This is a genomic window from Naasia sp. (assembly GCF_025465545.1).
GTDB lineage: Bacteria > Actinomycetota > Actinomycetes > Actinomycetales > Microbacteriaceae > Naasia.
This window is the reverse complement of sequence record NZ_JAODMK010000024.1, coordinates 22,323-41,520: the sequence shown is the minus strand read 5'-3', so window position 1 is coordinate 41,520 and position 19,198 is coordinate 22,323. Positions and strand designations below refer to the sequence as shown.

The 19,198-nt window shown below is 67.3% G+C and carries 17 protein-coding genes and 1 tRNA gene; 17 read left to right on the top strand and 1 reads right to left on the bottom strand.

The genetic code is table 11. From position 1 onward, the window contains the following. The first annotated feature begins 149 nt into the window (after nt 1-149). The 3 genes from JWR33_RS07970 to JWR33_RS07960 all read left to right on the top strand — a co-directional run bounded on the left by JWR33_RS07970 (nt 150) and on the right by JWR33_RS07960 (nt 4,387). On the top strand, nt 150-1,274 hold the full coding sequence (locus tag JWR33_RS07970; RefSeq protein WP_297410856.1) for a S16 family serine protease: 1,125 nt from the start codon (nt 150-152) through the stop codon (nt 1,272-1,274). Nucleotides 1,275-1,284: 10 nt separating this feature from the next. Next, nucleotides 1,285-4,173 carry a UPF0182 family protein gene (locus JWR33_RS07965; RefSeq protein ID WP_297410854.1) on the top strand — a complete coding sequence of 963 codons (2,889 nt, stop codon included), beginning with the start codon at nt 1,285-1,287 and terminating at the stop codon, nt 4,171-4,173. Nucleotides 4,174-4,310: 137 nt separating this feature from the next. Continuing rightward, a tRNA-Met gene (locus JWR33_RS07960) sits at nt 4,311-4,387 on the top strand. 312 nt (nt 4,388-4,699) lie between these two features. Here the strand turns inward: JWR33_RS07960 and JWR33_RS07955 are convergent. Then, the gene (locus JWR33_RS07955; RefSeq protein WP_297410852.1) at nt 4,700-5,686 is read right to left on the bottom strand and encodes a LacI family DNA-binding transcriptional regulator; all 987 of its coding nucleotides are present in this window, start codon (nt 5,684-5,686) and stop codon (nt 4,700-4,702) included. A gap of 186 nt (nt 5,687-5,872) precedes the next feature. On the opposite strand from JWR33_RS07955, the gene JWR33_RS07950 reads away from it, so the two are divergent. The 14 genes from JWR33_RS07950 to JWR33_RS07885 all read left to right on the top strand — a co-directional run bounded on the left by JWR33_RS07950 (nt 5,873) and on the right by JWR33_RS07885 (nt 19,093). Next, entirely contained in the window at nt 5,873-6,967 is a 1,095-nt protein-coding gene (locus tag JWR33_RS07950; protein ID WP_297410851.1) for a substrate-binding domain-containing protein, read from the top strand. 56 nt (nt 6,968-7,023) lie between these two features. After that, on the top strand, nt 7,024-8,211 hold the full coding sequence (locus JWR33_RS07945) for a hypothetical protein (protein WP_297410849.1): 1,188 nt from the start codon (nt 7,024-7,026) through the stop codon (nt 8,209-8,211). Continuing rightward, entirely contained in the window at nt 8,208-9,128 is a 921-nt protein-coding gene (locus tag JWR33_RS07940) for a cyclase family protein (RefSeq protein ID WP_297410848.1), read from the top strand. Before JWR33_RS07945 ends, JWR33_RS07940 begins: the two co-directional genes overlap by 4 nt. 19 nt (nt 9,129-9,147) lie before the next feature. Continuing rightward, nucleotides 9,148-9,924: an ATP-binding cassette domain-containing protein gene (locus JWR33_RS07935; protein ID WP_297410847.1), complete on the top strand. Its 777-nt coding sequence runs from the start codon at nt 9,148-9,150 to the stop codon at nt 9,922-9,924. 34 nt (nt 9,925-9,958) lie between these two features. Continuing rightward, nucleotides 9,959-10,459 (top strand): RpiB/LacA/LacB family sugar-phosphate isomerase, encoded by a 501-nt coding sequence (locus JWR33_RS07930; RefSeq protein ID WP_297410845.1) that lies wholly within the window; start codon nt 9,959-9,961, stop codon nt 10,457-10,459. Further along, nucleotides 10,459-11,367: an NAD(P)-dependent oxidoreductase gene (locus JWR33_RS07925; protein WP_297410933.1), complete on the top strand. Its 909-nt coding sequence runs from the start codon at nt 10,459-10,461 to the stop codon at nt 11,365-11,367. The genes JWR33_RS07930 and JWR33_RS07925 overlap by 1 nt, the downstream gene beginning before the upstream one ends. Next, entirely contained in the window at nt 11,364-12,167 is an 804-nt protein-coding gene (locus JWR33_RS07920) for an SDR family oxidoreductase (RefSeq protein ID WP_297410842.1), read from the top strand. The genes JWR33_RS07925 and JWR33_RS07920 overlap by 4 nt, the downstream gene beginning before the upstream one ends. 30 nt (nt 12,168-12,197) lie before the next feature. Beyond that, entirely contained in the window at nt 12,198-13,238 is a 1,041-nt protein-coding gene (locus tag JWR33_RS07915; RefSeq protein ID WP_297410840.1) for an alcohol dehydrogenase catalytic domain-containing protein, read from the top strand. Nucleotides 13,239-13,264: 26 nt separating this feature from the next. Next, a complete protein-coding gene (locus JWR33_RS07910; RefSeq protein WP_297410839.1) occupies nt 13,265-13,894 on the top strand; it encodes a class II aldolase/adducin family protein in 630 nt (209 codons plus the stop codon). Then, entirely contained in the window at nt 13,891-14,907 is a 1,017-nt protein-coding gene (locus JWR33_RS07905) for an alcohol dehydrogenase catalytic domain-containing protein (RefSeq protein WP_297410837.1), read from the top strand. Before JWR33_RS07910 ends, JWR33_RS07905 begins: the two co-directional genes overlap by 4 nt. A gap of 2 nt (nt 14,908-14,909) precedes the next feature. After that, a complete protein-coding gene (locus JWR33_RS07900; RefSeq protein ID WP_297410835.1) occupies nt 14,910-16,235 on the top strand; it encodes an FGGY family carbohydrate kinase in 1,326 nt (441 codons plus the stop codon). A gap of 227 nt (nt 16,236-16,462) precedes the next feature. Then, the gene (locus JWR33_RS07895) at nt 16,463-17,155 is read left to right on the top strand and encodes an ABC transporter ATP-binding protein (RefSeq protein WP_297410931.1); all 693 of its coding nucleotides are present in this window, start codon (nt 16,463-16,465) and stop codon (nt 17,153-17,155) included. Next, on the top strand, nt 17,152-18,456 hold the full coding sequence (locus JWR33_RS07890; RefSeq protein WP_297410833.1) for an ABC transporter permease: 1,305 nt from the start codon (nt 17,152-17,154) through the stop codon (nt 18,454-18,456). Before JWR33_RS07895 ends, JWR33_RS07890 begins: the two co-directional genes overlap by 4 nt. Beyond that, nucleotides 18,449-19,093 carry a TetR/AcrR family transcriptional regulator gene (locus JWR33_RS07885; RefSeq protein WP_297410831.1) on the top strand — a complete coding sequence of 215 codons (645 nt, stop codon included), beginning with the start codon at nt 18,449-18,451 and terminating at the stop codon, nt 19,091-19,093. The genes JWR33_RS07890 and JWR33_RS07885 overlap by 8 nt, the downstream gene beginning before the upstream one ends. Nucleotides 19,094-19,198: the final 105 nt, after the last annotated feature.

Sequence of the window (19,198 nt, the reverse complement as noted above, 5' to 3'; positions counted from 1 at the left end):
CTGGGAGGCCCGCTCAAGCGGGTTTCCCAGGGGCAATCGGGCAGAATCCACGGTAGCGCCGGGCGATCAGCCCTGTCCGGCATTTGCCCTACAGTGAGCCTCTTCCGCTTCTGCCCGCCGCGAACACCGGCATCCACATGAAAGACGCCGTGAGCACCCCCATCGATCCGCGCGAGGAGCGAGAGCTGCCGTTCAGCGCCCGACCGACCGGCCGGACCGACCGCTCCTGGATCGGCTGGCTGCTCCTCACGCTCGCGCTGGTCCTCGTGGTGCTGATGGCGCTCAGCCCCTCCGCGTATGTGATCGAGCAGCCGGGTCCCGTCTACGACACCCTCGGCGAGACCGAGCACGCCGGGGAGAACGTGCCGCTCATCGACGTGCCGGGCCAGAAGACCTACCCGACGAAGGGCACGCTCGACCTGCTCACCGTGTCGGTGGTGGGAACGCCGGCGGCGCCTCCCGACCTGCTCCAGGTCGCGCTCGCCTGGTTCGATCCGAGCAAGTCGGTGCAGCCGCTCTCGGCGATCTATCCCTCGGGCACCACCTCCGAGCAGCGCGACGACGAGAGCCGGCTGCAGATGGAGAACTCGCAGCAGGAGGCCATCGCGGCCGCCCTGACCGAGCTGGGCTACGACATCCCGCGCACCCTCTCCGTGCAGTCCCTCCTCGACGGCTCGCCTGCCGCCGGCGAACTCAAGCAGGGGGACCGGATCACGAGCATCAACGGTCAGGAGGCCACCGATCTGCCGCGCCTCCGTGAGCTCGTCGCGGCCAACGGCACCGGCCATGAGGCGACGATCGGCTTCGTGCGCGACGGCACCGCGGGAACCATCCGCGTCACCCCGTACGAGCACAACGGGGCGGTCGTGGTCGGCGTCGGGATCGCCGTCAGCTACGACCTCCCCTTCCAGGTCGACATCCAGCTGGAGAACGTGGGCGGTCCGAGCGCCGGCATGATGTTCGCGCTCGGGCTCTACGACAAGCTCACGCCGGGAGCACTCACCGGCGGCGCCCGGGTGGCGGGAACCGGCACGATCGACGCCCAGGGCGCGGTCGGTGCCATCGGCGGCATCCGGCAGAAGCTGCACGGCGCCCAGCGCGCGGGCGCCCGATGGTTCCTCGCGCCCCGGTCCAACTGCGACGAGGTCGTGGGGCATGTTCCCGACGGCGTGAATGTGATCGCGGTCGCCACCCTCGACGACGCTCTCGCGGCGCTGAAGGCTATCGCTGACGGCGTAGACCCCTCGGGGCTTCCCCCATGCCGCGCCGGGTAGTCTCGACACCGTGACGTCCACAGCCGCCGCGCCCCGCCGAAATCGCGCAACTCTCGCGATCACCGCGGGCATCGTCGCGGCACTCCTCATCCTCTTCTTCATCTTCGCCGGGCTCTTCGCCGACGTGCTCTGGTATGACCAGCTGGGCTTCCTGCCGGTGCTGCTCACCGAATGGGGCTCCGGAATCGGCCTCTTCTTCGCGGGCTTCCTCGGGATGGCCCTCCCGGTCTTCGCGAGCATCCTGCTCGCCTACCGGTTCCGTCCGATCTATGCCCGGCTCAACTCGCAGCTGGACCGCTACCAGCAGGTCATCGAGCCGCTGCGCCGGCTGGCCATGTTCGGCATCCCGGCGCTCGTCGGCCTCTTCGCGGGGGTCTCCGCGTCGACCCGCTGGCAGACCGTGCTGCTCTACTTCAACCGCACCCCGTCCGGGCGCGTGGACCCGCAGTTCAAGCTCGACGTCTCCTTCTACCTGTTCGAGCTGCCGTTCCTGCACGGCCTCGTCGGCTTCGCCTCCGCGGTGGTCCTGCTGTCCGGGCTCGCCGCGATCGCGACGAGCTACCTGTACGGAGCCGTGCGGGTGGCCGGCCGTGAGGTGCGCATCTCGCGCGGCGCACGGGTGCAGATCGCGATCACGGCCGCGGTCTACCTCGCCCTGCAGGCGATCAGCATCTTCCTCGACCAGTACCTCACGCTCTCCTCCAGCGGCGGGCTGATCACCGGTGCCAGCTACACCGACGTGAACGCGGTGATTCCCGGCCGGGCGATCCTCGCGCTCGCCGCGGGCATCGTGGCCGTGCTCTTCCTCATCACCGCGTTCATCGGCCGCTGGCGCCTGCCCGCGATCGGCACCGCGCTGCTCATCGTGGCGAGCCTCATCATCGGCTCCGTGTACCCGTGGGTGCAGCAGCGGTTCCAGGTGGACCCGAGCGAGCTGAGCCTCGAGCGGCCGTACATCCAGAAGAACATCGACATGACCCGCGACGCGTACGGTGTCGCGGACGTCAAGGAGACGCCGTATCAGGCGACGACCCAGACCGAGCCGGGGGCGCTGCGCTCGGACGCCGTGACCACCGCGAACATCCGCATCCTGGATCCCGCGATCGTGTCGCCGGCCTTCGGCCAGTTCCAGCAGTTCAAGCAGTACTACGCGTTCCACCGCGACCTCGACGTCGACCGCTACACGATCGACGGCGAGACCACCGACACCGTGGTGGCGATCCGTGAGCTGAACCAGGACGGTCTCGGCGAGGGCCAGACCTGGTACAACCGCACGGTCGTCTACACCCACGGCTACGGGCTCGTCGCCGCGTACGGGAATCAGCGCTCCGCCGACGGCCAGCCCGTCTTCATGGAGTCGGGCATTCCGTCGAGCGGCAAGCTGGGCGACTTCGAGCCACGGGTCTACTTCGGCGAGAACTCGCCCGCCTACTCGATCGTCGGGGCACCCAAGTCGACCGACCCGATCGAGCTCGACTACCCGTCCGGCTCCGGCGAGGACGCCTCACAGGTGTCGACGACCTTCGAGGGGAACGGCGGACCCAAGCTCGACAACTGGTTCAAGCGGCTCATCTACGCGCTCAAGTTCCAGTCGGAGCAGGTCTTCCTCTCCAACGCGGTCAATGCCGACTCACAGATCCTGTACGACCGCGACCCGAAGACCCGGGTGGAGAAGGTGGCTCCGTATCTGACCCTGGACTCCGACCCGTACCCTGCCGTGGTCGACGGCCGGATCCAGTGGATCATCGACGGCTACACCACGTCGTCCTCCTACCCGTACTCGAGCACCCGCAGCCTGAGCGACTCGATCGCGGACACCTACACGCCGACGCCCGCGTATGCCGTTGACGACATCAACTACATCCGCAACTCGGTCAAGGCAACGGTCGACGCATACACCGGCAAGGTCATCCTCTACGCCTGGGACCAGTCCGACCCGATCATCCAGTCCTGGCAGAAGGTGTTCCCCAACGAGCTCAAGCCGCTGTCGGAGATGTCCGGCGACCTGATCAGCCACGTGCGGTACCCCGCCGACCTCTTCAAGGTTCAGCGGTCGGTGCTCGGGCAGTACCACGTGACCGATCCGGGGTCGTGGTACCAGCGTGACGACGCCTGGCGGGCTCCGAACGACCCCACCTCGCCCGCCTCGAGCACCACGCTGCAGCCGCCGTATTACCTGACGATGCAGATCCCGGGCACGGACGCGCCCGCCTATTCGCTGTACTCCACGTTCATCCCGAACCGCACCGGATCGGAGAGCCGCAGCATCCTCACCGGCTACCTCGCGGTCGACTCGGACGCGGGGTCCCAGGACGGCAAGGTGGCCGCGGGCTACGGGAAGCTGAGCCTGCTGTCGCTGCCGGACAACGTGCCGGGGCCCGGGCAGGTGCAGAGCACGTTCAACACCGACACGGAGGTGGCCAACCAGCTGGCCCTGCTGCGCCGAGGGGACACCTCTGTGCTCCAGGGCAACCTGCTGACCCTTCCCGTCGGCGGCGGCCTGCTCTACGTGCAGCCGGTGTACGTCCGCTCCAGCGGTGAGACGCAGTACCCGCTGCTGCGCAAGGTGCTCGTGTCGTTCGGCGACAAGATCGCGTTCCAGGACACGCTGGACGGCGCGCTCGACGAGCTGTTCGGGGGCGACTCTGGCGCGGCTGCCGGTGACGGCGACGTCCCGCCCGTGACTCCGCCCGATGGGGGCACGACCACGCCGACCACGCCGACCACACCGACCACGCCGACCGACAACCCGGACCTGCAGAAGGCTCTCGCCGACGCCAACCAGGCGCTCCAGGACCGCGCCGCTGCGTACGCGAAGAACGACCTGGTCGCCGCTGCGGAGGCGGACGCCCGCCTGCAGGACGCGGTGCAGCGAGCCCTCGCCGCGTCCGGTTCCTAGCCCAGCCTGACGCTGCCGACAGACCTCCGGCCCGAGAAGCGCCCCCGTCCCGGGTGCGTCTCGGGCCGGTGTGCTCTGCCTGCGTGGCCCACACCGGACCGACACCCCCGAGGACTCTGATAGAGTTGCAGATGCATCGCGGGGTGGAGCAGTTCGGTAGCTCGCTGGGCTCATAACCCAGAGGTCGCAGGTTCAAATCCTGTCCCCGCAACCAAAGAGAAGGCCCGGAACCGCATGGTTCCGGGCCTTCCTGCTTGCGCTTAGCTGGTCTCCCGCCGCGATGGCGTTGGTATACCCGCCGCTCGCATCACGCGTTGCGCCTGGCACACTCCAAGCGCCCTACCATCAGGCGCGTCCGGCGCTCCGCCTCGTCCGGTTCCTCTGGCTCGCGCACGAAGTTGTCCGACTTCCTCGACCAGGCTGGCCGGTGGCAGCACGGCCATCGTCACTGCCCCGTTGACCGCCCTGAGCGCGCGGCTCTCTGGGGCGCATGCGCGGCGGCTGGCCGCTGATCTGGGGTGGCGCCTCAGTGACTCGGAGGGACCGAGCACGACTCACCGATCGTGAGGTCGGTGAGGAGAACCGCCCCGGAGCCGGCTGTGCCGGTCTCGATCAGTTCGAGCATCAGACGAGCCCCGTGGGTGGCCATGGTGCTGATCGGCTGTTTCACCGAGGTCAGCGAAGGCGAGAGATGCGAGGCCAGTTCGCTCCCGTCGAATCCGCAGATCGAGATGTCCTGCGGAACGCGTAATCCCCGGCCGGCGCAGGCGTGCAGGGCGCCGATCGCTTGAGAGTCGTTGCTCGCGATCACTGCGGTAGGGCGGGTCGGCTCATCGAGGAGCTCCTCCATGGCCTGTTTGCCGAAGGCGTAGCTGAACGGGCCTTCCCTGATCAAGCTGCGGGAATAGATGCCCAACGCGCGCGTGGTGGTGGCATATCCTTCCAGGCGCTCGGCGGCGGTGGAGCACGTCGTCGGCCCGACGATCGTGGCGATCCTGCGGTGTCCCCAGCCATGCAGGTAGGACACGGCGAGCGAGGTGCCCTGCCGGTTGTCACTGGTGACGCCGGGAAGATCGGCCAAGGTGCGGTCGAGAGTGACCAGGGGGATGTTGAGTGGATTCGCGATGTCGCGAGTCGAGGTCGTGGGGACGAGGAAAAGCCCATCCACTCCGCGCTTGCCGAGGGCGTCCAGTGCCTCCGTCTGCTTCTCGAGCGATTCGGCCGTGTCAGCGAGGATCAGGCCGTAGTCGTGTGCCCAGAGCTCTCGCGCGAGCGCTCGCGCGAGAGCGCCGAAGAACGAATTGGTGATGTCGGGCACGATGAGGCCCGCCAGGGTGGTGCGAGAGGTGCGGAGCGACTGGGCAGCCCGGTTCGGCGTGAAGTTCAGTTCGTCGATCGCGCGGAGGACGCGCAGACGGGCGACCTCGCTCACGTGTGGGCTGCCATTGAGGACGCGCGAGACGGTTCCGACGGACGTCCCGGAGAACTTCGCGACGTCATGGAGGGTCACCATGGTTGAACCTCCGCCTGTGAGCCGACTGTCGATCCGATGCTAGCGGCACCGCACTGGAGCCCGACTTGACAACCTCCTAGCGCGTGCCACATGCTCATCCCGACGGCCCGTGGAAACGATTCCAAATGCGGCTGAGAGGCCGAGATGCGCCTCGATCACAGTGCGACAGCAGACAACGGAGTCACCATGGCAGACCACCTTCACCACCGCAGTTTCCTCGCCGGCGCCAGCGTGCTGCTGGTGGGCGCGACAGCACTCCTGAGCGGGTGCTCCTCCCTCAATGAAGGGGGAGCCTCGGGTGGGGGATCGGCCGCCCCCGACGACGTCACCGTCGGCGTGGTGCTGTCGCAGACCCTCGTCTCCCGATGGAAGTTCGACCAGCAGGGCATCGAGGACCAGCTGAAGAAGCTCGGGGCGAAGTCCATCGTCGTCTCCGCGGAGAGCGACGATCAGAAGCAGAGGAGCGCGATCGAGAACATGGTCACGCAGGGAGTCGATGCGCTGATCATCGCCCCCGTCAACGCGGACACCGCGGCGTCCTCGTTCGCCATCGCCAGCGACGCCGGAATCCCGGTGATCGACTACAACTTCATCGCGCCGGATGCGGAGTTCGACTACGCGATCACCCGCAGCGCTCGCGACTACGGCAAGCAGACGGCGGAGTCGGCGCTCGAGGCGCACCCGACCGGGAACTACATCATCATCGGGGGTGACCCCGCGAGCAGCGTCGCTCAGGACACCACAGCCGGATACCTTGACGCGCTCCAGCCAGCCGTCGACGCCGGTGACATCACGATCGTCTCTCAGCAGTACAACGCCGGGTGGAGCCCTCAGACGGCGCAACAGCAGGTCGAGGAAGCCCTCGTGGCTGCCAAGGACGACGTGAGCGCGATCCTCTCCAACAACGACGGTATGGCCACCGGCGCGATCACGGCGCTGCAGGCGCAGAAGCTCAAGGGCGTGTTCGTCTCGGGAGTCGACGCCGACCTGCTCAATGTGCAGGCGATCGTGCAGGGCACCCAGACCCTCAGCATCTGGACTGATTACAGCCTCATGGGCACCTACGCCGCAGACGCCGCGTACGCCGCCGCAACCGGTACGGACCTCGACGTGCCGAACGTCCAGAGCGTCAAGTACACGAACGGCGAGAAGCCCACTGTGGTGATGGAGACCATCAACGTCACCCAGGACACGGTGTGCGACTGGATCAACCAGTACGGCTACTACACGGCCGAGGAGGTCTACGGCGACCAGGCCGCGACCGAGTGCCCGGCGTCCTGAGTTCCGAGACGCCCTTCAGCACTCACCCCTCGCGATAATCCCGGAAAGGACCAGCCATGAGTCGCCCCTCTGTTGCAGCTGCGAAGCCGTCGGCCACGCAGAAGCATGATGACGGCGCGAGAACTCCGTTCAACTGGAATGTCTACGGCCTCATCTTCGGCGTCGCCGCGGTATGGCTCGCTTTCGCGATACTGACCGGTGGACTGTTCCTGACCGGAAGGAACATCTCGCTGCTGCTGGTGCAGAGCGTCATCCTCGCCATCGCGGCGCTCGGCATGATGCTCGTCATGGTCGCCGGTCACATCGACCTGTCGGTGGGATCAGCGGTCGGCCTCACCGCGACGGTCGCCGCGGGGCTGCAGTCGCAGCTGGACCTCGGCATCCCCGCCATGATCGCGGTGGTCGTCATGGTGGGACTGGTCCTCGGCGCCTGGCAGGGGTTCTGGGTAGCGGTAGTGGGCGTGCCGGCGTTCATCGTCACCCTTGGAGGCATGCTCACCTTCCGCGGAATCACCTATGTGATCACCGAGGGTCAGACGCTGGGCCCGGTGGACGACGCGCTGCACGCTTTCACGCTGATGACCATTGGCCGCGTTCCCTCGGTGATCCTGTGCGTGCTGGTGGCGGCAGGAATCATCTGGAGCGTCCTCGTGCAGAGCAGGAACGCGCGAAGGCGAGCGGGGATGGATGACGGCGGCCGCTTCGTGTCGGACTCGGTGCCGGTCCTGCTGCTGCTCGCACTGCTGGCGTGGGCCGCGATCGCCTACCAGGGCATACCGATGCCGGCAGTCGTGGTCGCCGTGCTGGCCGTCGTCCTCGGCCTGATCGCACGCCACACCTTCTACGGGCGTCGCCTCTACGCGATCGGGGACAACCCGGAGTCCGCGCGGCGCGTGGGCGTGAACGTGAAGGCCTATGTGTTCTTCCTCTTTCTCGGCATGGGAGTCATCTACTCCCTGGATGGGATCATGCTCGCCGCCCGCCTCAACGGGGCACCGCCGGACCCTGCCCTGTTCCTCGAACTGAACGCGATCACCGCTGTGATCATCGGAGGCACCAGCCTCTTCGGCGGCATCGGAACGGTGCGCGGGACACTCCTGGGGGCGATCCTCCTCGGCAGCCTGGCGAACGGCATGCAGCTGGCGGGAGTCTCGACCTACCTGCAGTTCGTGGTGCAGGGGCTGGTCCTCGTCGGTGCAGTCGCACTCGACACGGTTCTGAAGAAGCGAAGGGTCCGGGGATGACGTCGTCCAGTCCGTCGCTTCGCAGGATCGATCCGCTTCAACCGGGAGCGGTCCCCGTGGTCCCGACCCTGTCCTCAGCAGGGATCCTCGCCGCACTCCGCCTCGTGCGGGAAGGGGTCGTCTACGACCTGGCCCGAGTTCGCTTCCCGGGAATGCCGCTTCCCGTCATGCACCCGCAGCTCGTGGTCCTGCCCTACCGGACACCGCACGGGCTTCGGTCGGAGCCGAGTTCCGTCTGGCCCAGTGGCGAGGCGAACACGGTCGATGTCACGTTCACCTCGGACGTCGTCACGGCGTCGATGCACACCGGTGCGCACATCGACGCGGCAGGGCACGTCGCAGTGGGTACCCCTGCCAGCTGGTACGGAGGGGATGAGCTCACCGGCCTCGGGGACTTCGGACTGCTCGCGAGCGACGGCAGCCAGCTGACCCCCATGGTGTCCAGGGGAGTGCTGATCGACGTTGCGGCGTACCGGAACGAGGATGTCCTGCCGAAGGGCTACGGCATCACCCGGGAAGATCTCGAGCAGACCCTGCGTTCGGAGGGGGTCTCGCTGAGCGCCGGCGACGTGGTGCTGCTTCGCACGGGTTATGGGAGGGTGTGGCCTCACAGGGACCTCATCGAACAGCACAGCGGCTCAGGGATCACCCTCGAAGCCGCGGAGTGGCTGATCGCCCAGGGCATAGCCGGGATCGGCGCCGACACAGAGGGGATCGAGCAGCTTCCGAGCGCCGTGCCGGGCAACCCCCATCCGGTGCACACGGCGCTTCTGAGAGAACGAGGAATGCCGATGATCGAGATGCTGGCCCTCGAGCAGCTGGCAGAGGACCGCCGCTACGAATTCCTGCTCATCGTCGCTCCGGTCAAGATCCGCGGCGCGAGTGCGGCCATGGTCGACCCCATCGCCATCGTCTGATTCAACGAGGGATTCATTCATGACGGACAACATCCGGCCACTGCTTCACGCCGAGGGCCTCGCCAAGCACTACGGCAGCATCCACGCGCTCCGCGATGCCACCTTCTCCGTCGGTCACGGCGAGGTCGTCGGCCTCGTGGGGGACAACGGGGCCGGCAAGTCGACGCTGTTGAAGACGCTGGCCGGTGCGCTCCAGCCCACCACAGGACGCCTGCTCATCGAAGGCGAGCCCGTCGAATTCCACCGACCACGGGATGCCCAGCGGGCCGGGATAGAGACCGTCTACCAGGATCTGGCGCTGGCCAGCAACCTGTCGGTCGCAGAGAATCTCTACTTCGGTCGTGAGCGGCTTCGACCGGGACTGCTCGGAAGACTCGGGGTGCTCGACCACCGAGCGGCCGAGGACCAGGCTCGCGCCGAGCTCGACAAGATCAAGATCAGGATCCCGTCGGTCGCATCTCAGTGTGGCGAGCTGTCCGGGGGCCAGCGTCAGGCGGTCGCGGTCGCACGAGCCGCCGCTTTCGGCAGCAAGCTGGTGCTGATGGACGAGCCGACCGCCGCGCTCGGAGTCGAGCAGCAGCACCAGGTCGGCGAGTTGATCACCCGGATCCGCTCGCAGGGGACGTCGGTCTTGCTCGTCAGCCACAACCTGCCTCAAGTGCATGAGCTCTGCGACCGCGTCATCGTCCTCTACCGCGGCACCACCGTGGCGGACCTGGCTCCGGGCGACGTGAGCATCGAGGAGATCATCGCCTGGATCACCGGCGCTGCCGTCCCACGAGGACGGGGAGCGTGACGGGCGCGATGAGGACAATGGGAAGAGGTACCCGATGAGGATTTCGCTGGGAAACGATCACGCCGGGTTCGCGCTCAAAGAGCACGTGGTCAACGTTCTGCATTCGCTCGGGCACGAGGTGCTCGATCACGGCACGCGGGACGACAGTCCGGTCGACTTCCCGGACATCACCGCCGCAACGTGCGAAGTGGTCAGGCGAGGGATCGCAGAGCGGGCGGTCCTCATCTGCGGAACCGGCGTGGGGGCGGTGATGGCCGCCAACAAGATCCCCGGCATCCGAGCGGCCCTGGGGCACGACGTGTACTCCGCTCATCAGAGCGTGGAGCATGACGACGCCAATTGCATCGTGCTCGGCGCGTGGCTCATCGGCCCGGCCATCGCCACGGAGACCATCACCGCCTTCCTGGCGGCGACCTTCGACGCGGACGAGGACACCCAGCGGCGGGTGGAGAAGCTTCATCAACTGGAGTTGTCGGGCGCCCTCGAGCTGCTCGGGCGTGCCCAGCAGCCGATCGAGGCGGGGGGACTGCGGTGATGGAGGCTGGGGCGACGACGCCGGTCGTCGCGTTCATCGGCCTCGGGGTCATGGGCCTGCCCATGGTCACCAACCTGCACCGCTCGGGCACAGCGGTGACGGGGTACGACCTCAGCCCGGCGGCCCGAAACGCAGCCGGAGAACGCGGCATACCGGTCGCCGACGACCTCGGTGCGCTCTTGGAGCAGTCCGACGTCGTGGTCACGATGCTGCCGAACACGCCGCACGTGGAATCGGTCGTCCACGGTGCTGACGGGGTGCTCGCCAGATCGGCCCCGGGCACCTTGATGGTCGATATGAGCAGCATCTCGCCTCAGGGCACCCTCGCCATCCACTCGGCTCTCCAGGAGCGTCAAATCCGCTTCGTCGACGCGCCCGTCAGCGGCGGAGTGAAAGGCGCCGTCGCCGGCACCCTCTCGGTCATGGCGGGCGGCGACGCCGACAGTGTCGAGCGTGCTCGCGCCATCCTGCAGCCGATGTCCTCCCGGATCACGCACATGGGACCGGTCGGCACCGGGCAGGCCACGAAGGTCTGCAATCAGGTTGCGGTGGCCATCAACATTCAAGCCGTCTGCGAAGCATTCACCCTGGGACGGGCGCTGGGCGTCGATCTGGGGCGATTGCGCGAGGCGATGATGGGCGGCGCGACCGCCAGCTGGGTGCTCGACAACCTCGGACCCCAGATGCTCGCCGGAGACGATTCCGCGGGATTCCGGATAGTGCTGCAGGTGAAGGACCTCCGCCTCGCCCTCGATGCAGCAGCCGACGCGGGTGCGCCACTTCCTGCAGCGTCCGGCGTGCTGAACATGTACCTGGAGGCGGTCGCGCACGGCGAGGGGGGCAACGGCAATCAGGCCCTTTCGCGGGTGTACGAGCGCCTCGCCAACCGGGACATCGCTCGCCCATGAGCGTTCCAGCACTCGCCGGCATGCGCGACAAGGTGGTTCTCGTGACGGGCGCAGGCTCCCGCGGTGAGGGAACCGGTATCGGGAAGGCCACTGCGCTCCGATTCGCGGCTGCCGGCGCCAAATTGGGTCTGATGAACCGCAGCACGGCGCCGCTCGAACAGACCCACCAGGAAGTAGAGGCACTCGGGGCGGCGGCGGTGTCGGTGGTCGGGGACGTCTCGTCGGAGTCCGACTGCCGTCGGGCCGTCGAGACGACGGTGGAGCGGTTCGGTGGCCTCGACGTGCTCGTCAATGTCGTGGGGACCGAAGGAGCTCTGGGCGACGCCGTGCACGTGGATGTGAACGGCTGGGAGGACGGGCTGCGGGCCAACACGACCTCGATGATGCTGATGGCGAGGTTCGCCGTCCCGCACATGGAGCGTGGCGGGGGAGGCGCGATCGTGAACATCGCCTCGGTGGCCGGCATGTTCGCGGGACTGCCCAGCCTCCTCTACCCGGCGTCGAAGGCCGCCGTGATCATGATGACGAAGTCCATGGCCCTGCACCACGGAAAGCAGGGCATCCGCGTCAACTGCGTGGCGCCGGGCATGGTGTACAGCCCCATGGTCGAGCGGTCCTCCGCCGAGATGCGTGCTGCTCGCCGCGACGCGGGGATGCTCGCCACCGAGGGAACGGCCTGGGACGTCGCGGATGCCGTGCTGTTCCTCGCCAGCGACAGCGCGAGATGGATCACCGCGGTGACGCTTCCCGTCGACGCCGGGCTCACAGCCAAGCTGACCCTGCCCAATCCCGAATACTGACTCGGCTCGTCCGAGCGACGAAAGGTACCCATGCACGCCATCGTCAAGTCCCGCCCGGGGCCCGGCTTCGACTTCTTGCTCGATGCCCCCGACCCTCAGGTCGGTCCCGCCGATGTTCTGGTCAAGGTCGCGGCCACCTCACTCTGCGGCGTGGATCGGCATGTCTACGACTGGGATCAGGCCGGCCAGGCGTTCGTTCCGACGTTGCCCCGGATTCCGGGCCACGAGACGGCCGGAGTGGTGATCGAGGTGGGGGCAGCGGTCCAGTCGATCTCGGTCGGAGATCGCGTCGCACTGGAGTCGCACCTGGTCTGCGGAAGCTGCATGGAATGCAGGACCGGGAACGCCCACCTCTGCTCCCGGCAGACCATCCTCGGGCTCAGTCGTGACGGGGCCTTCGCGCAGAGGGTCGCCGTCCCCGCTTCCGCCTGCTACCCCATCCCGGACGGGGTGTCCCTGGAGGAGGCGGCGCTCTTCGAGCCGGCGGGGGTCGCCGTGCACGCGCTTCAGCGCGCCCCGTCTCTCCTGGGGCAGTCCGTGCTTGTGAGCGGATGCGGGCCCATCGGACTGTTCCTCATCGAACTGGCGCGGATCGCCGGCGCTTCCCGCGTCATCGCCACCGAGCTCAGTCCTGGTCGTCGACTCCTGGCGGAGAGGCGGGGCGCGATCACGCTCGACCCGGCCGCGGTGGACGTTCCGACCGAAGTGGCACGACTCACCCCGCGTCGCCAAGGTGTCGACGTCGCGTTCGAGGCTTCCGGTTCTCCCCGGGCGCTCGGTCCGGTGCTGGAGTCCGTGAGGGTCGCGGGGGATGTCGTGACGGTGGGGCACCCCGGAGCCGTCTCGGTCGATATCTCGAAGCTCATCAACGTTCGCTACCTCACGCTGCGCGGCGTGTTCGGAAGACGGCTCTGGGAGACCTGGGAGACCCTCGGCGAGCTGGTGAGCACTGGCCGCCTGGAGCTCGCCGGCTTCATCGACGACCGGATCCCCCTCGATGCGCTGCCCTCCGCGATCGCCGGGATCGGCGACTCGGGCAAGGTCCTCGTGATTCCGGAGGACCGGTCATGAGCCCGCTGACAGGAAAGGGGAACGTCGTGAGTGACGCGGAGGACCTTGCGCGGCTCGGCGCACAGCTCTATCAGCGCGGTCTGGTGAGCTCCACGGGCGGGAACGCGAGTGTGCGCCGCTCGAGCACCGTCCTCATCACGCCCACGGGCCGGTCCCTGGCCGACCTCTCTCCGGAAGAGCTGGTCGAGGTCGATTCCCGTGGGGACGCGACGGGCAGCGGGCGGCCGAGCAAGGAGGTGCCGTTCCACCTGGGCATCTACCGCGCCCGCCCAGAGGTGAACTGCGTCATCCACGGACATTCCCCGTACGCGGTGGCCGCGTCCACGCTCCTCTCGCCGCACCCGGTCAACGCTTTTCCCGTGTACACGGCCGGCTACCTGGCGCGTGTCGGCCGGCTGCCGCTCATCCCCTACTTCTCGTCGGGGTCGGCAGAACTGGCGGCAGCGGTATCGGAGGTCGCCACTGGGGACACGAAGGCGATCCTCCTTCAGAATCACGGCTTCATCACGGTCGGGGACACCATCGAGTCGGCTTTCAACACCGCAGACGAGCTGCTCGACGCGCTCACCGTCTATGTGATCACAGAAGGACGTGCCAAGCCGCTCTATGAAGCGGACGCATGGCCCAAGCAGAAAGAGATAGAGGTATCGGCATGAGAGCACTGGTATTCCACGGCCCCGGCAACATGGAGCTGACCCAAGTGGCGACGCACCCGCTGCTTCCCGGGGAGATCCGCATCCACATCTCGCTGGCCGGCATCTGCGGGACGGATCTCAGGATCTTCCGCGGGATCAAGAGAGTCGACGGCCCTCGGATCATCGGACACGAGTTCTTCGGAACCATCTCCGAGATCGGGCCGGGCGTGACGGGGTACGACCTGGGGGAGCGAGTCGTCGTCTACCCGATCATCGCGTGTGGACACTGTTACGCCTGTCAGGCGGGGCGCGAGAACATCTGCGTGAATCGCCGAACCCTGGGCTACGAGATCGATGGCGGGTTCGCCGAGTACGTCACGGTTCCTGCAGCTGCCGTACAAGGCGGCAACGTCGTCCCGGTCCCTTCGGGAGTGTCCGACATCGCGGCCGCAGCGTCGGAGCCGGCAGCGGCCGCGCTGCAGGGCGTGCGTCGCGCAGGCGAGTTGAGCGGCCGGAATGTCCTCGTGATGGGAGGAGGCCCGCTCGGCGTCGCCCACATCCAGCACAGCCAGCTGTTCGGTGCCAATCAGGTGATCCTGTCCGAGCCGGACGAGGGTCGTCGTGATCAAGGCCTCAGGTTCGGAGCCGACGTGGCCATCCATCCCTCCGAGCTCGCGGACACCGTCACCGGGCAGGTCGACGTCGTCTTCATCGATGCCGGTATCCCCTCCCTGGTGAGCGACGCCATCGCCGTGTTGAGGAAGGGCGGCAAGTGCGTCGTCTTCGCCGGGATGCCGGAGAACTCGCCGGTTCTCGTGGACCCGAACAGGATCCACTACGGCGAGATCGACCTCGTCGGCTCCTCTGGATCCACCCCGCAGCTCCAGGCTGAGGTGCTCCGCTACGTCGACGAGGGCCGTTTGGACCTGGAAGCAGTCGTCTCCGACGTGCTGCCGATGGACGAATGGAAGAGGGGTTTCGATATGAAGGCCGACGCGGCTGGTCTCAAGGTGCTCATCTCGACCGGGGACTAGTGGTGCCCGGGGAACGGCTTCTGCTGGGAATCGATATCGGCACCAGCGGGTGCAAAGCCACCCTCTTCACCCAGGGAGGCCAAGCGGTCGGCGCCGGTTATGGCGGCTATGAGCTGATTCGACCCCAGGAATCCTTCGTCGAGCAGGACCCGGAACGCTGGTGGTCGGCTACGGTGGCGGCGACCAGGGAGGCGATGCGAGGGGTGCAGCCCGACCGTGTCGCGGCGGTGGGGCTCAGCTCAGCGAACGCCCTGGTTCTCGTCGACCGAGACGGCGCAGCGCTCGGTCCGGCCATCATGCAGCTGGACCGCCGGGCTGTGCAGGAGGCGGAGGACGTCGAGCGCAGCATGGCCGGTGACCCCGAGCCGGGCCGCCTGTACGCGCGCCCGCAGGCCGGACCGCACTGGCTGCCCACACTCCTGTGGCTGTCCAGACACGAACCCGACCGCTGGCGCCGACTTCACGGTCTCCTCTTTCCGAGTGGCTGGGTGTGTCTGCGGATGACCGGGGTGGCAGCCGTGGACAGCTCCCGCGCCTCGACCACCCTTCTCTTCGACAGAGAGCACCGCGACTGGGACGACCAGGTCGCTGACCGATTCCACATTCCGACGAGCTGGTTGCCGAGACTCGTCGACGGCTCCGAGATCACGGGGACGCTTCGGGCGGGCCCCGCCGGCGAGCTCGGGTTGCCCGGTGGCATCCCGGTCACCGTGGGGGCGATGGATTCGGTCGCCGCGGCGTTCGGTGTCGGAGGCCCGGTGCAAGGCGAACTGGTTCTCATTCTGGGGACGACCGCGAGAGCACTGACGGCGTCTCCCGAATGGCAGACGCCGGTGGGGACGCTGTCATGTGCGCTCCCGGGAGCCTCGGACAACCTCGTCATGGCAGTCGCGTGGGGCTTCGGAACCCGGGTCAGGGACGCGGCGAGCGTCTGGACTGCGACGCCGGATTTCTCCCACCTCGACGACAGGCTCAGAAGTCGCGCGGCAGGGCTCCCGGCCGGTAGCGAGCGCGATGTGCAGGCGCTCGCAATAGTGGATACCGCAATGACGGACCTGGTTGAGAAAGCGGAGCTCCTGCAGCACGTCTCGCCTGCGCCGTGGTCAGCTCTGACGGTGACGGGCGGCGCAGCACGAGTGAAGGGGATCGTCGCGGGGATCGAGGACCGTTTCGGCATCCCTGCGCGGGTACGGCATGAGGCCGACGCCGAAACGCGAGGGGCCGCCATGTTGGCCGGTGTCGCCACGGGGTGGTTCGCGAACGTCCCGGACGCGGTCGGCGCGATGTCCGGGAATCCCGGCGGCAGTCCGGTCGCGCTCGGCGCTTAGTGGCCATCGAGAACTCGTTGATGGACCATGGGCCGGCGGGCCGTCAGCGGATCGTCGACGCGTTCGGCGTGCCCGCCCACCTCAAGCCCATCACGGTCACGGACGCGGAGCGACCGTGGTGCAGAAACTGAATTTCTATAGTGACTGCAACTATGCTGTAGCTGCAATCCGGGATCGCTTCGGGAACCCGGATGCCCGAGACGGCGAGGACCAGAGTGAGCACACCGATGCTGCAGGCACAGGACATCCGAAAGTCCTACGGGAGGGGCGCTGCTCGCTTCGACGCCCTGAAGGGCGTGTCGCTGACGGTCCACGCGGGCGAGTCGGTTGCCATCGTCGGCAAGAGCGGATCCGGCAAGTCCACGCTCATGCACCTGCTCGCGCTGCTGGACAGTCCGGATGAGGGAGTGCTTCTTGTCGAGGGCTCGAACGCCGCTGACCTGAAGCCCAAGGAGATCAACCGCCTGCGGAACGAGGATTTCGGTTTCGTCTTCCAACAGTTCTTCCTCACCCCCAACGCATCGGTGCTCGACAACGTCGTGCTGCCGCTGAAGATCGCAGGGGTTCCCCCGAGGGAGCGCAGAGAGCGCGGAATGGCCGCACTGGCTCAGCTGGAACTCGCCGACAAGGCCAAGAGCAAGGCTGTCAACCTCTCGGGAGGACAGAAGCAGCGCGTGGTCATCGCCCGCGCGCTCGTGGGCAGCCCCAAGGTGATCTTCGCCGACGAGCCGACCGGAAACCTCGACACCGTGACCGGGGGCCTGGTCGAGGACATCCTCTTCGACCTGAACAAGCGAGGGATCACGCTCGTCATCGTCACCCACGATGTCGAACTGGCGGCGCGCTGCGACCGTCAGATATTCCTCCGCGACGGACTCGAGGAGCACCGTCCGACGATCACGACGGGCTCCGCATCATGAATTTCGTCGATGTTCTCCGCACGGCCGTCGCCAACAGCTTCCGCAGCAAGCTGCGCACCACGCTCACCGTGGTCGCCATCTTCATCGGCGCCTTCACCCTGACGATCACGAGCGCCATCGGCACCGGGATCTCCAGCTACATCGACACGCAGATCGCCTCCATCGGCGCGAGCGACGTGCTTCAGATCAGCAAGGCGCCCGAGGATCAGGGGGCAGCGGCGGACAACGGTCCAGCCGAATATGACCCCAACGCTGCCACGTCGGGCGGCGGGTTCCCCGGCGGTGGAGCGGGCCTCTCGTTCGCCATGCTCACCGACAAGGACGTGGACACGATCGCGGGGACCGCGGGCATCCTCGACGTGAATCCTGTCGTCTCCGTCTCGCCCAGCTACATCGAATACGGCGGCAACGGCAAGTACGAGTTGAGCGTGAACGCGACATCGGCGGTCACCAAGCCCGACCTCGCAGCGGGCGTACAACTGAGCAGCGATGCCGACACGAACCAGATTCTGCTGCCGACCTCCTACCTGGAGAACCTGGGCTTCGGCGATGCCGAGTCCGCGGTCGGGGAGACCGTGACGATAGGCATTCCCGACTACCAGGCCAAGATGCACGAGGTCGAGGCGACCGTCGTCGGAGTGCAGAACGAGTCGCTGTTCGGCAGCGGCGCGGGTCTGGGCCAGCGTCTGACGGACGCGCTCGTGGCGGTCCAGGACACCGGCAAGCCCGCCGGCCCCGGCCGTACGTACTTCGCCGCGACCGCCCACATCGACTCGAACGCCAGCCAGGAGCAGATCGACGCAATCAAGGCGGATCTCGCCGCGGACGGGTATCGGGGCCAGACGGTGTCGGACCAGATCGGGACGATCGAGACGGTGATCAGTGGAATCGTGGGAGTGCTGAATGCCTTCGCCGTGATCGCCCTCATCGCGGCCGGCTTCGGCATCATCAACACCCTCCTCATGAGTGTGCAGGAGCGCACCCGTGAGATCGGCCTGATGAAGGCGATGGGGATGAGCGGCGGCAAGATCTACGCGCTGTTCAGCGCCGAGGCCGTCTTCATCGGCTTCCTCGGCAGCGCGATCGGCGCACTGGTCGCGATCGGCGTCGGCTCTCTCATCAGCGGCGCTCTCGCGAGCACACTCCTCGCAGACCTCGAAGGTCTGCAGATCATGCAGTTCGCGCCGGGACCTGTCGCGCTCATCATCGGCGTGGTCATGCTCATCGCCTTCCTTGCAGGAACGCTCCCCGCACGTCGGGCCGCCCGCCAGAACCCGATCGATGCGCTGCGCTATGAGTGACGTGACGCAAACTCCCGAGGGACTGCGCGAGCGCAAGCGGGCTGCGCTCATCGCAGCGATCGAGCGCACCGCACTCGACCTGGCAACGGAACACGGCTACGACGGTGTGACGGTCGACATGATCTGCGACGCGAGCATGGTGTCGCAGCGCACCTTCTTCAACTACTTCGGCTCCAAAGAAGGCGCGGTCCTCGGCCTGACACCGCCGATGCCGAGCGAAGACGAGATCGACGGCTTCGTCGACATGGCCGGATCGAGCGTGCTCGGCGACTTCGTCGGACTGATCACCACGTCATTCACCGAACACCAGCCCGACCCGGAGATGTTCCGCTCACGGAGGGCGCTGATCCAGAGAACGCCTGAACTCTTCAACAAGGAGTCAGGGCGCATGGCCGAGCTCGAGGACCAGTTTGTGCGCATCGTGTCGCGGCGACTCCACGCCGAGGCGCGGCGTGGTCGTGATGAGGCTTCCCTTGAGGAGGAAGCACGCATGGTCGTGTCACTCACCACCGGCGTGATGCACTACGTCATGCGCCGGTGGTCGACCAGCGGCTTCACCGGGAATCCCCATCCCATCCTCCGCAGCTCGATCGAACTGATCCGCCGCGTCACCAGCACCGATCCGTCTTCCAGCTGACCTCGCGCAGGACGGCAGACAGCTTGCCGGCGCCTCTCCTCGGCGGGGAGCGTCCTCTGCCTCGATGGAGATCCGGAGCTCCCGCCGGGGGTCGGTCCGGGCCCG

Coding starts and splice junctions, on each gene's coding strand:
- JWR33_RS07925 (WP_297410933.1), top strand. CDS start 10,459: ATGGAGGCTGGGGCGACGACGCCGGTCGTCGCGTTCATCGGCCTCGGG.
- JWR33_RS07935 (WP_297410847.1), top strand. CDS start 9,148: ATGACGGACAACATCCGGCCACTGCTTCACGCCGAGGGCCTCGCCAAG.
- JWR33_RS07905 (WP_297410837.1), top strand. CDS start 13,891: ATGAGAGCACTGGTATTCCACGGCCCCGGCAACATGGAGCTGACCCAA.
- JWR33_RS07895 (WP_297410931.1), top strand. CDS start 16,463: ATGCTGCAGGCACAGGACATCCGAAAGTCCTACGGGAGGGGCGCTGCT.
- JWR33_RS07950 (WP_297410851.1), top strand. CDS start 5,873: ATGGCAGACCACCTTCACCACCGCAGTTTCCTCGCCGGCGCCAGCGTG.
- JWR33_RS07920 (WP_297410842.1), top strand. CDS start 11,364: ATGAGCGTTCCAGCACTCGCCGGCATGCGCGACAAGGTGGTTCTCGTG.
- JWR33_RS07955 (WP_297410852.1), bottom strand. CDS start 5,686: ATGGTGACCCTCCATGACGTCGCGAAGTTCTCCGGGACGTCCGTCGGA.
- JWR33_RS07885 (WP_297410831.1), top strand. CDS start 18,449: ATGAGTGACGTGACGCAAACTCCCGAGGGACTGCGCGAGCGCAAGCGG.
- JWR33_RS07890 (WP_297410833.1), top strand. CDS start 17,152: ATGAATTTCGTCGATGTTCTCCGCACGGCCGTCGCCAACAGCTTCCGC.
- JWR33_RS07945 (WP_297410849.1), top strand. CDS start 7,024: ATGAGTCGCCCCTCTGTTGCAGCTGCGAAGCCGTCGGCCACGCAGAAG.
- JWR33_RS07940 (WP_297410848.1), top strand. CDS start 8,208: ATGACGTCGTCCAGTCCGTCGCTTCGCAGGATCGATCCGCTTCAACCG.
- JWR33_RS07915 (WP_297410840.1), top strand. CDS start 12,198: ATGCACGCCATCGTCAAGTCCCGCCCGGGGCCCGGCTTCGACTTCTTG.
- JWR33_RS07930 (WP_297410845.1), top strand. CDS start 9,959: ATGAGGATTTCGCTGGGAAACGATCACGCCGGGTTCGCGCTCAAAGAG.